This window comes from Streptomyces sp. 8L (assembly GCF_020176795.1).
Lineage (GTDB): Bacteria > Actinomycetota > Actinomycetes > Streptomycetales > Streptomycetaceae > Streptomyces.
Window position 1 is genome coordinate 1 of record NZ_JAIUKE010000366.1, and the last position, 13,159, is coordinate 13,159.

Genomic DNA, 13,159 nt, shown 5'->3' on the forward strand with positions numbered 1-13,159 from the left:
CTGCCGCGGGAGATGGCAGCGAGCATGGACGACGAGAGGATCTTCGGGCCCGTCCTGTACAAACTCTCGCTCGCATCAGTGGTCGCGTACGACGGCGCGGGGCCAGTGCTCCACGCCGCCGGCGAGGACCAGGTGCTCGTGTACGACGGGGTCCGTCTTGCGGGTGTCCCACTGCTTCGGTGTCATCCCGCGCAGGTGGGCGGCCTCCTGGCGGTCGAGGAGATCGGCGTCGTCGTCGGTCTTGGGCAGGAGCGGAACGGGGCGGCCGGCCAGGTAGGCGTCAACCTGCTCTGCGTCGTACAGCTTCGGACGGCCCGTGCCGTTGAGCGGGGCGGGGAATCCTTCGGCCTGGTGCTGGCGGGAGTTGAGGAGGGTCTGCACGGCGATGCCCTGCTGTGCGGCGATGTCGGCGAGGGTGCGCACGCGGTGCTGGCGTCCGGCGCGGATCATCGGGGCCTCCTGTGGTCCGGTGTATCCGGACATTCGTACTCGTCAAGAAAACCAGTATAGATTTTGCTACCGTCGGGGGTGTGCGGGGTAGGCTGCCCTCTGAGCACATGCCCCGTGGGGCGGTGTCTTGGGTTGGCCGGCACCCGTGCCACCCGCCTTCGGGCGGACTGAGGGTGCCGGCCGCTTTCATCGGGTCAGGAGTCGCCGGCCCCGTACATCCACCCGAACCGTAGCCCGTTGGCCCTGTTCCCGCCGCTCCCACCGCCCGATGGCGCCCGGGGAGGGACATGACGACCGTGCAGGAGAGCACATGCCGCTGAAGCTGCGTGACCACCAGGGCGAAGCCGTGGCCGCCATCGTGCGCGGACTCGACGTCCCGCCAGGCGGTATCCCCGCCGACGGCCTGCGGGGTCAGGTGAACGCCGCGTGCGGCACGGGGAAAACGATCATGGCTGCGGCGGCGGCGCGCCGGATTGCGCCCAAGGGCCGTGTCCTCGTGGTCGTGCCGACCCTCGATCTGCTGACGCAGACAGTGCAGGCGTGGCGGGCGGCCGGGCACACGGGGCCGGCCGTCGCGGTCGCCGGCCTCGAAGACGACCCGGCGCTGTGGGGCCTGAAAGTCCGCGCGACCACGAACGCGGTACAGCTGGCGCTGTGGCACGGCCAGGGCCCGGTGACCATCTACGCGACCTACCACTCCCTCGGGGTCCTCGCGGAGGCCTTCGAGGGCGCGTACGGGCAGCAGCTGGCCCCGGTGGACCTCGCGGTGGTCGACGAGGCGCACCGCACGTCGGGCTCGATGGGCAAGGCCTGGGCGGACATCCACAACCAGAACATCATCCCGGCCCGCCGGCGCCTGTACCTGACGGCGACGCCGCGGATCTGGCAGGAGCGGCCCAACCGGGAAATCGCCGAGGGCGTGCGCGACCCGCTGCCGCGGGAGATGGCAGCGAGCATGGACGACGAGAGGATCTTCGGGCCCGTCCTGTACAAACTCTCGCTCGCATCAGCAATCTCCCGCGGCCTACTTGCGCGGTATCAGATCATCGTCCTGGAGCTGAAAGACCCGGTCGTCACCCCGGAGCGGCTGATGGGCGAGGACCGGCGCAGCGAAGAGGTGCGCGGGCAGCGTCTCGGGGCGCTTCAGGCCGCGCTGCTGCACACGATGGCGCAGCACAACCTTGAGACGTGCATCACCTACCACCACCGCACCATGGAGGCCCCCGCCTTCGCGGAAGGCCTGGGCCAAGTCGCCAAGCGGCTGCACGCCGCCCAGCCCCACACCTACCCGGCGACGATCTGGGCGGACTGGCTGTGCGGCGATCACGTCCCCGAGCACCGGCGGGGCGTGCTGGGAACGTTCGGGACCACCGCGCGCCGCGCCGTCCTCTCGAACTGCCGCGTCCTGGGCGAGGGCGTGGACATCCGCGCCGTGGACTGCGTCGCCCTGCTGGACCCCAAGGGCGCGGCGCACGACATCGTCCAGGCCATCGGCCGCGCCCTGCGCCAGACCCCCGGCCAGGGCAAGCTGGCCACGCTGATCGTGCCGGTCTTCCTCAAGCCCGGCGAAACGCCGGAGGACATGTTCACCTCCAGCTCCTACCGGCCCCTGGTCCAGGTCCTGGAGGGCCTGCGGGCTCACGACGAGGAGGCCGTCGAGCTGCTCGCGATCCCGCAGGAGCCGCAGAAAGCCGACGTCGCACCATCCCAGTACATCGGCGCGGCGCCCGAGGACGGCGAGGACGAAGCCCGCCTCCTGCTGCGCTTCGCCGCGCCCCGCGACCCGGTGATGGTCGCCGAGTGGGTGTCCTTCAACGTGATCGACACCGAACGCCAGGACTGGGCCCGCGGCTGGGCGAAACTCAAGACCTTCACCGAACGCGAAGGGCACGCACGGGTCCCGTACGGACACAAGGAAGGCGCCTACCCGCTCGGGCAGTGGATCGCGGAGCAGCGCCGCGCGTACGGGGCCGGGCAGATGACCGGCCGGCGAGCCCAGCGGCTGGAAAAACTCGGTATGGTCTGGTCCCTGGCCGATGAGCGGTTCCAGGAGAACCTGGAAGCCGCGCGCGCGTACTACGACCAGCACTGGACCCTGTGCGCGCCCCGCTCCGCGACCATGCTGGACCGGCCCGTGGGGCAGTGGCTGTCCAACCTGCGCCGCCCCGGCGCCCTGGCCGACCACCCCGACTGGGAGACCGCGCTCAAGGACATCGACGAGGACTGGAACCCGGCGTGGCCGGCCGAATGGCAGCGGAACTACGCGGCCCTACGGGAGATGACCGCGGAAGAGAGCGTCCTCGTGTACGTGGAATCCGGGGTCACCGTCCACGGCATGGACATCGGCCGATGGCTGGCCCGGCAGCGCCAGCCCACGGTGTGGCAGGGGCTGATGGACGGGCAGCGCGAGCGCCTGGAGCGGCTCAGCGTCACACCGCTCCCCGCGGCTCCCGCCCCGATCGAGCCTCAGGAGCCCTCCACGGCGCCCGTGAGCGCCTTCGAGCGGGGCGTTGCAGCCCTGGCACAGTACAAGACCCGCACCGGCTCTGTGACGGTCTCACGCGGGCACGTAGAGGTGCTGCCGGACGGGACGGAGGTCAAGCTCGGGGTCTTCCTCAGCAACAGCAAAACCCGCCGGGCCAAGCTGACCGCCGACAAACTCGCCGCGCTCGCCGGTCTCGGGCTGCCGTGGGCGCAAGAGGAAGGAGCCGCGTGATGAGCACGGGCGAGCACGAGGCCGGGGAGCAGCGCGTGCAGGACGCCGTGCGGAAGCACGCCCGCACCAGGGCCTTTGCGGAGGCGGAGGACGTCATCTCGGCCGTGCTGTCCGACCCGGGGGTGCGGGAGGCGCGGGCCCGGGTGGAGGCGGCGGAGACGGAGATGGGCACGGAGCTGAGCGCCCGTCTCCAGCCGTTCCAGGACCGCTACGACCGGGCCGTGGCGGAGGGCGACGCGGACGGGCTCGCCGGGCTCTGTGCGGGCAAGCACGGCCGCTGGGGCCGGATCTGCGTCCTGCCCGACGGGCACGAGACCTCGATGGAGGAACCGCACTGGGGCCGCAACGGCGAAGGCCGGCCGATCGCGTGGGTGGGCAGCGCACCTGACGACTGGTGATCCACAGAGGCAGCGGCACCGCACTCCAGTGCGATGCTCGCAGTTCAGGACCTGCGGGCATCGCACCCCAGAAGTTCCTCGATTCACCCCCTCCAATTGCGAAACTTTAGTTGTCACAACTTTTATGCGTACTATATTGTTGTCGCATGGTTGATATGTGGGAACTTGCAAGCGAGGGCATCGAGGAGCGGGTCGCCTTCCGCGCGCAGGTGCGTGACCTGGTGTGGCGCGAGACGAAGAGGCGGATGCGTTTCCTCGGCTTCAGCGAGCAGGAGGGTCCCGCCACTCCGAACGCGCTCGCCCCCACCTCCGCGGCCGCCAAGGCAGTGCACCTGATGTACCTGGAGGTCGCCACGGAGGTCGGTGACACTGCGCGGGAGCTGGCCGTCGATGCCGCCACTCGCGCGGGCCGGGCAGGCGCCTCCTACGCGGACCTGGGCGAAGCCTCGGGGATCACTCGTCAGGCCGCCCGCAAGCGGTGGCCGGAGGCGGTCGGCACGCACTGGTCGCTCTACCTCCTGACCGGCAAGAGCCGCGCGCACGGCAGGGCCGTCCAAGTGCTCCGCAGCAGCAGCAAGGCGATCGAGACCGGGCGCACCGCCGTGGACGAAGGCGCTCTCACCGAGGACGGCGCCGTGGGGGCCGTCGTCATCAACGCCGCCCGCGAGATCGTGTGGGCGTGCTACTTCGACGACGGCACGTGCGCGCCTGAAGAGATCACCCTGCCCGAGGACCTGCAGAACGTCCCGGCCCCCGGCGAGGAAGGGCATAACGACTGGCTGTATCGGTGGGAGCAGCACATCACTCGCCTGCTCTGAGAAGGCCGACCGCAGCCACCGGTCACAGCGCGGGGGGGGGGGGGGGGGGGGTGGGGGGGGGGCCCCCGGGGGGGGGGGGGGTGTACCGGGGGGTGGGGGTTTGGTGGGGGGGGCCACCCCCCGGGGTGGCTCGGGGCCCCCCCCCCCCCCCCCCCCGGGCGCGCCCCCCCCCCCCCCCCCCCCCCCCCCCCGGGGGGGCCCCCCCGCGCCGGGGGGGGGGCCCCCCCCCGCGCTGTACAGGCGATGTCTCAGCGGGTCTCGGTGTTCCCTTGCGGCTGCACCACCCTGGTCTCCACGGGTTTGGTGTCGTTTTTCTTGTCGGTCCCGATCAGCGCGGGGTCGGTGTAGATGTCGACGAGGTCCTGCTGTGGCGCCGGGGGGGGGGGGGGGGCGGGGGGGGGGGGTGCGGGCGAAGGCTGACCAGCCCCCTGGTTCTGTCCATTACTCATGGGACTCAAGTGTGCAGCAGCAGTGCGACAGTCGACAGGACAAGACCGACGATCAGTGACCCGAGGCTCACAGACCAACACTTGGCCTTCTTCTGGTGGCGGCGCTGGTTTTCCTCGAAGAGCGACGCCCGAGATGAGGCGAGCCGGATCAGGGCCAGCTCCTTGGGCAAGCGGGTGTAGCTGACGACCAGGTGTCGCGGCTCCAGATCCTTGTACTCAGCCACCCGGAACGTCTGCACCCCAGCCAGCAGGGAGATCGCGTACGCGGCGAAGGCGCAGTACGCGAGGACGTCGTGGTGCTTATGCGTCGCCAGAAACTGCGCGGCGGTGGCCGCGAACCCGATCAGGAACACCGCCTTGGTGTCGATCTTCGCCAGCGATTCCGACTGGCGCGTCAGGCGCGAGGCTGCCTCGGTGTTGAGGAGTTCCAGCGTTTCCTTCTGCGCCTCGAGTTCAGCCGGTGTCATCGTCATGCCGAGAGACTAGGAGCCAGGGGTGACAGGGCCACAGCCGCTCTCCAGATCGGGTCGGCAGGCGAAAACGACTCACGTCCCCTCGGACTCCTCCGCGCGACGGACCTCGCACTGATCCAGTAGTCGGGCGAAGTAGCTGTAGGCGGCCAGCCGCTCCATGCCTTCCTGCTCGGTCAGCTCATCTCGAGTGTGCGTCGCGACATTCCTGACCGTGAGGTTCAGTCCGGTCGCGAGGTTGTTGAGTGCGCCGGCCAACGGTGCCAGACCGCCGCGCATGCTCTTGGCCGTCTGGTCCTCCGCCGGGCCGGGCCAGGCGAGTTTGGGCTTGCCGGGCTCGGGGTCGCCCCCAGAGAGGGTCTGCTGCCAGAACGAGGTGTCGGTCGCGTCGTTGCGGCTCAGGCGTTCCTTCCAGTGCACGGTCAGTGCCTCCGACGCCTCTCGTACCGCAACCCGGTACTGGTGGGTCGTCCAGTGCGCGGCCGCCGCCGTCCAGATCACCTCATGGAGCTCGGACGGGGCGAACCCTGGCGTCGCTGACTCCGCCTCCTCCTCCGTCTCTCTGATCATCATGCTCAGACGGCCTCGGACCCTGGCCGCCGTAGCGCGGACTTCCTGGGGAGTGAAGAGCGCCTTTGGGGCCGACATCAGCGACCAGTTCTCGATCGGATCAACGACACCGATCCCGGCGACGTGCATACTCGCCCCCGTGACCGCGACCGCCCGCGCAGCAGCCCCCGCCGCCTCCGCAACGTCGAGCTCCAGCCTGCGGACCACCGCCTGGGCGTGCCCGTCTTTGGTCCAGACCGTGGGGTACAGTCCGCGCGACTGGAGGTGGTCCGACTCCTCTTGGGTCTCCATCCAACGCCCGAAGACTTCCTCGAACCGCTCCACCGCCGCCAGCAGCAGCTTCAAGTAGTCAGTGCTGTAAGTCGCCACGCCCTGCCCCTCCACCGGATCGTGTCTCTCTGACACAGAGAGCCTAGAAGGGTGCAGCGCAGCGATTGCGGTAGGGACCAGGCCGCCGCCCTTTCGACAACACGGACGAGGCAGATGCGGTTCCGGGCGCAACCGGTCGTGCCCTGCGATGCAGCGGGGGCCTGTCTGTACCGCGAGGACGACTTCCCCGAGCGGGTCTGCCGCCGTTCCGCGGAGGACGGGGCTCCCATCTCGTCACAGCCCGCGTGGTGATATCGCCTCAGACCGGGCGTCACCCCGCAGGAGTATCGGACTCCGGCTCCAGGGAGCGGCCGGGCAGATGCGTCCCCGCTACGGGCGCCAGCGTGGCCGGCGAATGCTGCGCACCAGCCACATGAGCATCACCCGCCACGAAATTCAGCACCCGTCGACTCCCACGTCGGCGCGGGCCAGCCGGCGCAGCTCGCAGCGCGCCGCCAGCACCGGCACCGCGGGCGCGGTCTGCCAGTAGGGGTGCCACCACAGCCGTACGGACAGGCGCAGCAGGCGGCGGCGCAGGACGGTGGTGTCGCGGGGGCGGGGCGCGGCGAGCGCGTCGTAGGTGGCGTTCCAGGCGGCTTGCGTCTGCACCAGGTCGTCGGGGAAGTCGATCGCGTCCATACCGGCATTAGATCGCTTGTTCGAATTTGGTGTCACGCCGGACACGCGCCGGCCGGAGCCGCGGTCGAGGTCGCGCTGCGCGGTCGGCATCACGGTCGGGCCTGTCCCCCGGCAACCGCGGTCCGGTCCGGGACACCGGCAACCCCGGGCCGGTGCCCCTCCTTCGCGCACGGAGGGGGAGGTCTAGCGGAATACCCCAACCCGCATATTTTAAAGGCTTATTGACGACCTTTATTGTGTTCTAGCATGTTATGCCCGCCTCTTCCGGCGGACGAGCGAGAGGTGATCTCATGCGACGGACCGAGTACGACGCGGGCCAGGCCGCGGGACGGCTGAAGGTGCCCGTAGCCGCCTTCCGTTGGGCCCGCCACACCGGTCTCATCCCCGCCCCCGATGCGTCGGCCTCCCGGTGGTCCCGGGCCGCCGTGGAGGCCCTGGACGCCGACGCCATCCGGGCCGCGATGCCCACCCCGCCCATCTCCGGCAGCGCCGCGGCCGACCGGATCGCCGACGCACTCGGCACCCCGAACCCGGCCACGTCCGGCGAGCGGCCGGTCGTGACGGCGTTTGTGGTGCGCCGGTTCGTCGACCGCGGCCTCCTGGCCGACCTGAGCGCCAACCCGGACGGAACGCTGCACCACCCCGGCCAGGTCACGCAGGTCTGCGCGCGGGCGGACCTGGCGGGTCTGGTCGCCGCCGACACCCCGCTCGGGCCGGAGCAGGCCGCCGCCCGCTTGGGAGTGCGCCGCGTGGACTTTACCGACCGTGTTGTAGGCGTTCGCATCGCTCATTGGGGTCGCTGTTGGCGTCGTCCCGTGTCCCTTTACTGATCGCCTCGGTTGCCTGCTCGGCGTACGGGACGAGGAGGCGGCAGCGTGCGGAGCAGGATGGTCCTGGGGGATCTTCGGGTACAGCAGATGCAGCGGGCGGGCGGGGGTTGGTCGTACACGATCGTGCGGCCCGACGGCTCCGTGGATGAGGAGGCAGACAGCTTCCTGCGCTCGTACGAGGGGCGGGGCACGCAGAAGACCTACGCGTACTACCTGGTGGACCACCTCCGGTGGCGGAGACGCGAGCGTCTGGCGACGGAGGCGGTGTCACTGCGGGACTTGCAGCGCTACATGGGGGCTGTCGGGGCCAGGGTGGCGATGCCCTTCGGTGAGCCGTGGCGGACACCGCCGAAGCGCCCGTACGGGTCCTCGGCTCTCCAGGTGGCAGCCTCGTGCTTGAAAGGCTTCTACCTGCATCAATGCGGGTCCGGGACCAATCCAGAGCTGCGGTCTGCTCTGGATGTGCGTGAGTTGCCGACGCAGGTGGACCGGGACCGCGCTCTGCTCGGACACGTGATGACCTCGGTGCCGTCTAATCCGCTGGCACCGCCCCAGGGCACCCGTCGCCGACACCCGAAGATGCTGCCGGACGGGGCACGCCCGGGGCTGCTGCCGGTCGTGAACACCGCGAGAGACAGGATGGTCGTCACCTGGCTGTCCGACACGAGCCTGCGGATCGGGGGCCTGACGGGGCTGCACCTGGTCGACCTGCATCTGCGGGAGAACGCGGCCTGCGGAGAGTGCCGGAGTCCGCATCTGCACGTCTGTCACCGATGGGGGAACCCCAACCGGGCGGCGGCGAAGATGAAACCCGACTGGCAGATGACCGGCGGAGTGATCAGCGGCGGTGAGATCTACCGGGTCAGTCCCGCAATGATCAGCAGCTACTTCGAGTACATGACGACGGAATACACGAAGTACGCCGCCGGGCACGGCATGCTCCTCATCCAGCTGTCCGGTCCAAACCTCGGCGAACCCTGGTCCGCGGACGCCGCTCGCGGCATGCTCCGACGAGCCGGCCACCGGGCCGGGCTTCCCGGACGGATCAAACCGCACGCTTTCCGGCACTCCTTCACCTCGGCGGTTCTCGACGCCTCCGGGAACGATCCGTTCGTTGCGAAGGAAGCCGGCAACTGGGCCTCGGCGCAGACCGTCGACGAGGTCTACGGCCACCCTGACCAGCACTCACCAGAGTTCATCCACGCCCTGCGAACGGTCTGGGGTGAGGAGGAGTGACCGCTCTACCGTCCCTGCCGCTGGTGACCGTCGGCAGCCCGCACGCGAAGCACACGGTCACCGACCGGCTCGAGGTACTACAGGCGCTGATCCACGCACCGGACTTCGATCCGCTGTTTCGGCCGGACGCCATCCGCATCCCGCCGACGCACGCGACCTACGGCTGGTCGTGCCGCGTTCCGGACTGCGGACGGTCGAAGATGGCCGGCAAGCAGCTCTGTCACGTCCACGACGACGAATGGCTCGCCTGGCAGAAGAACGGCGGGCACATCGGTGACTTCCTCCAGGCCGCCGAGCCGCTCACCTCGGTGAGATGGCTGGTCGCCCCGCCCTGCCTGCTCTGCCCGGACATGCCCGCCAAGGGCCAGGAAGGCGTGTGCTATCTGCACACGGAACGCTGGATCAGCTACCGCAAGATCCGCAAGGGTCGGCAAGCCGACTTCCAGACCTGGCTGGCCACCCAAAAGCCGTTCGCCGGATTCGGGAAGTGCCAGGTGGTGCCCTGCCCGTCGGTCGCCGACCACCCCCTTGGCCTCTGCCGCCAGCACCAGCATCGGTACGTGAACGAGGGCAAGCCCGGCGGCGCCGCCCTCCCGCCCGGCTGGACCCCGCGAGAGCTGGAACAGGGCAAACTGCCGAGGGTCTCCTACGCCCACGAGGCCGCCTTCCGGTCGTGGTGCGCGACCACCCGCCCAGTCTCCCGGATGAACGAGCTGTCCCTGCTGGGCCTGCGACCGTTGGTGAAGGCAGAGATCAAGTGGACGATGTTCCGTCACACTCAACGGCCCGACGACGGGCGGCAGTGGTCGACCTCCTGGCTCCAGCACGTCGCCGACGAATGCCGGGACCAGAACGTCAACTCCCTGGCGGACTTCGATCTGTCTCAGGCACGACCGCACACCGGGCACATCGTCAAGGTCGTGCTCGACTACCTGCGGCACGTCTACTTCACCCGCAAGGACACCAAGGATGCCGGCTTCATCGACACCGAGTTCTACGGCGTCCGCATCCGTGACCGCGGCACGGTGGTCGATCTGTCCGCCGTCACCCAGCGCTGGCTCCGCGATCTCCTCTGGGACCTCCTGGACGCCCGGCTCACTGCCGATCCGCCCCGCAGCAACAGCACTCTCACCCGCCCCCGGCGAGGATGCGTCGAGCTCAGCGCCTTCCTCGAAACACAGGCGCCTGACGGCGGTCACGACCCCCGGCTGCTGACCAAGGACCACGCGGTGGATTTCGTGAACGACCAGCGGCACCGCAAGCAGCACGGGCTGAAGTCCCTCGGCCTCTACGAGAACGGCAGCAGATTCGAACAGCGTCCGGTCACCAAAAGCACCCTGGCGACCACCTTCGGCGGCGCCCGCGATGTTCTGAGGACGGCTCTGGAATCCGGCGACGCCGAACGTATCGGCTTGGCACGAGAGTTCATCATCGCCATCCCCTTGTCCCCCGCGAAGTCGGGCCGGCGCCGCCCGTTCCCTGACGATGTCGCACGCGCCCTGGCCAACGAGGACAACCTGAAACGGCTTGAGGACTTCGACGCGGACGACCGCGGGATCCGCGACATCTGGGAGGCACTCGTCTTCACCGGCCGCCGCGGCCGCGAAGTCTCCAGCGTCCGTCTGGAGTGCGTCAGCAAGCTCAACGGCATCCCGCTGTTCTGGCATGACCAAACCAAGGTCGGCAACTTCGACCAGGCCATCCGCATCCCCGAGCGGCTCTACGAACGGATCCAACGCCGTCAGGCCAAGACGGTCTCCCGGTTCGTCCAACACCACGGGCGGCCACCGACCAGCCAGGAACGACGCGAGATCGCCCTCTTCCCTCGGCGGTCAGCCAACGCCGGCGGGAAGCACAGCGTGACCCACTCCTGGTTCGGCTGCTGCTTCCGCGACTGGGTGGACACCCTCGACATCGGGCATTACGTCGCCCACCAGGCCCGGCACACTCTGGCCACCAATCTCCTGCGCAACGGCGCCAACCTCACGCACGTCAAGCGCTACCTCGGCCAGGTCTCCGAGAAGATGGCCGAGCACTACGTCCACCTCGCCAGCACCGACCCTCGTCTGAACGACGCGCTGAACGCGGTCTGGGTCGCCGGCCCCGGAGCATCCGAGCCAGGTCTCCACCTGTCCAGCAGCGAACCCATGACACGGGAGCAGGCCGAAGCACTCGCCATCGACCTCACCCGCAAATCCACGCCTGCCGAAGGCGGCTTCTGCACCTTCCAGCCCGTCGTCGACGGCAACGCCTGCCCCTGGAACATGGACTGCCACAACTGCGACAAGTTCGTCCTGTCCGGGGCCGACCTCGTCTACTGGCACCGCAAGCGCGAGCAGTGGCGAAGTATCGCCGAGGGGGCCACGGACAGTGCCACCGCCGACTACCTGCACCAGCTCTTCGAGCCCACGGCCCGCGCAATCGACGGCCTGGAGAAGGCCCTGTCCGCCGTCGGCCTCCTGGACGAGGCCCTCGCCATCGACCTCCGCCGACCACAGGACTACTTCGGACGCGTCTGGGCCACCGCCTTCCGCGCCCACGAGCTCGCCCGCCACGAAGACCACGAGGACACCGACGTCCTCCACGAAGACGATGGCGCGGAGGCATCGTGACCTCCGCACCCAACCAAACCGCAGCAGCGACGGCCGCCCGCCGCCGCCAGACACAGGACAAACTCGTCCGCGTCGAGAAGGCCATCGGCCAGCTCCGCCGCGAGCGCGGCCGGCTCGCCGTCCGCGCGATCGCCCAGCGCGCAGGCGTCTCCGCCACATTTCTCTACGAGAACGCCGACGCCCGCAGCCTCGTCCAGGCCGCCGTGACCGACAGCAAGAGCCGCCACGACCAAGTCACCCAGGACGAGCACGAGCGCATCGAGGCATCGTGGCGGGAGCGGGCGCTCAACGCCGAGGAACAGCTGGCCCTCTCCCACAACGAGATCCTCGCTCAGCGGCAGCGGATCGGGGAGCTGATGGGCCAGCTCAGAGACTTCGAACAGATGGTTCCTGGCGAATCCGTCCAACGGATCACCACCGAGAACACCACCCTCAAGCGCCGTGTCCATCAGCTGACCCAGGAACACCGAGCCCTGCAGGAACGGCTCGAAGGCGCCCGCTCCAACCTCCGCTTCGCCGACAGACGCATCGCCGACCTCGAAGCGCAACTCCTCGAGTAGGAGCCGTCATGAACGCCACCTCCTACCCGGCCGCCCACATCGTCCTGAACCGGGACCAGGTCGCCGCTCGTGGATGTGGGCCCTTCACGCTACGGCGGCATCTGCTGGCTACGCCTATTCCGGCATCCAGTACGGGGCAATATGGCAGCAGCAGAGCCACGAGTTCCCCAGAACGCGAATGGGCCCTCGGGATCCGTCACGGTTTAGATCGACGCAGGCGCGAACCATGTGTGGTACTCCGAACTGCTTCCAGGGCTCTTCCTTGAACAAGCTTCGCAAGTGATCCGCCGGTACGTGGTACACGCACCGGTTTGCCAGCTTCTCCACCGGATGGACGATGGGCTGATACCGCGCCTCAAAGCCGAACTTGCTCGTGAAGAGGAGCGCGGGAACGTTGTGAAGCTGCACCTCGAACTTCCCACGGTTCTTAACTTCGATCTGCAGCCCATCTTCCGCCCACTCGCGATCCTGACCGGGCGTGATGTAGTCCTTGTTGGGGTAGTTGACGAGATCCACCGTCATGTCCAGCAGCCAAGTGCTGTAGTTGATCGACGCCTCCTTGATGTCCCGCCCTGCCGCGAACTGCCCGCCGTACACGGCTTTCCGGCGGCGCCAGATCCACCGGGTCACTGGTGCCGGTCCAGGTTGACGCCGATGATGTCCCGCCCGGCCGCGATGCCGTCGGGGCCTGAACGGACGTCCACGTCCGCGTCCACGTCGGCAGCGCCGTTCGACGGCGAAGAGGGGTCGGCGCCGGGGGCGACGATGTCCCTGCCGGCGGAAGCCCGTCCGCCATAAATCTGGATACGCCGACGCGGAGTGCTGGTAGTGAGAGAGGCGACGGACCAGACGAGTGCGGCTGCGCTCAGGACGGCGCCGATCAGAGAGGCCACCCAGCTGGCCGTCTCCAGGTCCGCGAGGACAACTGCGAGTCCCAGTGCGACCACAGCGGCGGTAGACAGTCCGACCGTCGCCCACAACGCAGGTCGAGGGATCGAGGATGCGGAGCCATTGGCGGGGCTCGGGGCGTTGGGGGCCATGG

Annotated in this window: 13 protein-coding genes and 1 pseudogene; 7 read left to right on the top strand and 7 right to left on the bottom strand. The window is 69.1% G+C overall.

Features of this window, described 5'->3' with window-relative positions; translation table 11 throughout:
* Positions 1–75: 75 nt before the first annotated feature.
* Positions 76–450 carry a hypothetical protein gene (locus tag LCE31_RS26760; protein ID WP_225018563.1) on the bottom strand — a complete coding sequence of 125 codons (375 nt, stop codon included), beginning with the start codon at positions 448–450 and terminating at the stop codon, positions 76–78.
* A 310-nt stretch (positions 451–760) separates the two neighbouring features.
* Here LCE31_RS26760 and LCE31_RS26765 point away from each other — a divergent pair, with 310 nt between their 5' ends.
* From LCE31_RS26765 to LCE31_RS26775, 3 genes are all read left to right on the top strand, one after another.
* A complete protein-coding gene (locus LCE31_RS26765) occupies positions 761–3,166 on the top strand; it encodes a DEAD/DEAH box helicase (RefSeq protein WP_225018565.1) in 2,406 nt (801 codons plus the stop codon).
* Complete coding sequence (locus tag LCE31_RS26770) at positions 3,166–3,564, top strand: hypothetical protein (RefSeq protein WP_225018567.1); 399 nt, start codon at positions 3,166–3,168, stop codon at positions 3,562–3,564. Before LCE31_RS26765 ends, LCE31_RS26770 begins: the two co-directional genes overlap by 1 nt.
* A gap of 146 nt (positions 3,565–3,710) precedes the next feature.
* Positions 3,711–4,382 carry a hypothetical protein gene (locus LCE31_RS26775; protein ID WP_225018569.1) on the top strand — a complete coding sequence of 224 codons (672 nt, stop codon included), beginning with the start codon at positions 3,711–3,713 and terminating at the stop codon, positions 4,380–4,382.
* Positions 4,383–4,630: 248 nt separating this feature from the next.
* Here LCE31_RS26775 and LCE31_RS26780 read toward each other — a convergent pair whose 3' ends face one another.
* From LCE31_RS26780 to LCE31_RS26795, 4 genes are all read right to left on the bottom strand, one after another.
* Positions 4,631–4,831, bottom strand: coding sequence for a hypothetical protein (locus LCE31_RS26780; protein WP_225018571.1), 201 nt, complete (start codon positions 4,829–4,831; stop codon positions 4,631–4,633).
* A gap of 5 nt (positions 4,832–4,836) precedes the next feature.
* A complete protein-coding gene (locus tag LCE31_RS26785; RefSeq protein ID WP_225018573.1) occupies positions 4,837–5,304 on the bottom strand; it encodes a hypothetical protein in 468 nt (155 codons plus the stop codon).
* A 72-nt stretch (positions 5,305–5,376) separates the two neighbouring features.
* Positions 5,377–6,240 carry a TIGR02391 family protein gene (locus LCE31_RS26790; protein WP_225018575.1) on the bottom strand — a complete coding sequence of 288 codons (864 nt, stop codon included), beginning with the start codon at positions 6,238–6,240 and terminating at the stop codon, positions 5,377–5,379.
* 396 nt (positions 6,241–6,636) lie between these two features.
* A complete protein-coding gene (locus tag LCE31_RS26795) occupies positions 6,637–6,879 on the bottom strand; it encodes a hypothetical protein (RefSeq protein ID WP_225018577.1) in 243 nt (80 codons plus the stop codon).
* A gap of 290 nt (positions 6,880–7,169) precedes the next feature.
* On the opposite strand from LCE31_RS26795, the pseudogene LCE31_RS26800 reads away from it, so the two are divergent.
* From LCE31_RS26800 to LCE31_RS26815, 4 genes and pseudogenes are all read left to right on the top strand, one after another.
* Positions 7,170–7,649, top strand: a pseudogene (locus LCE31_RS26800) (hypothetical protein); the annotation flags it as partial.
* Between the two features lie 105 nt (positions 7,650–7,754).
* On the top strand, positions 7,755–8,945 hold the full coding sequence (locus LCE31_RS26805; RefSeq protein ID WP_225018580.1) for a tyrosine-type recombinase/integrase: 1,191 nt from the start codon (positions 7,755–7,757) through the stop codon (positions 8,943–8,945).
* The gene (locus tag LCE31_RS26810; RefSeq protein ID WP_225018582.1) at positions 8,942–11,557 is read left to right on the top strand and encodes a tyrosine-type recombinase/integrase; all 2,616 of its coding nucleotides are present in this window, start codon (positions 8,942–8,944) and stop codon (positions 11,555–11,557) included. The genes LCE31_RS26805 and LCE31_RS26810 overlap by 4 nt, the downstream gene beginning before the upstream one ends.
* Positions 11,554–12,117 carry a DUF6262 family protein gene (locus tag LCE31_RS26815; protein WP_225018584.1) on the top strand — a complete coding sequence of 188 codons (564 nt, stop codon included), beginning with the start codon at positions 11,554–11,556 and terminating at the stop codon, positions 12,115–12,117. Before LCE31_RS26810 ends, LCE31_RS26815 begins: the two co-directional genes overlap by 4 nt.
* 114 nt (positions 12,118–12,231) lie before the next feature.
* Here the strand turns inward: LCE31_RS26815 and LCE31_RS26820 are convergent, their stop codons facing one another.
* Together LCE31_RS26820 and LCE31_RS26825 are read right to left on the bottom strand one after the other, a co-directional pair.
* A complete protein-coding gene (locus tag LCE31_RS26820; protein ID WP_225018586.1) occupies positions 12,232–12,747 on the bottom strand; it encodes a hypothetical protein in 516 nt (171 codons plus the stop codon).
* The coding region (locus LCE31_RS26825; RefSeq protein WP_225018588.1) for a hypothetical protein at positions 12,744–13,159 on the bottom strand (416 nt) is incomplete at its 5' end. The genes LCE31_RS26825 and LCE31_RS26820, both read right to left, overlap by 4 nt.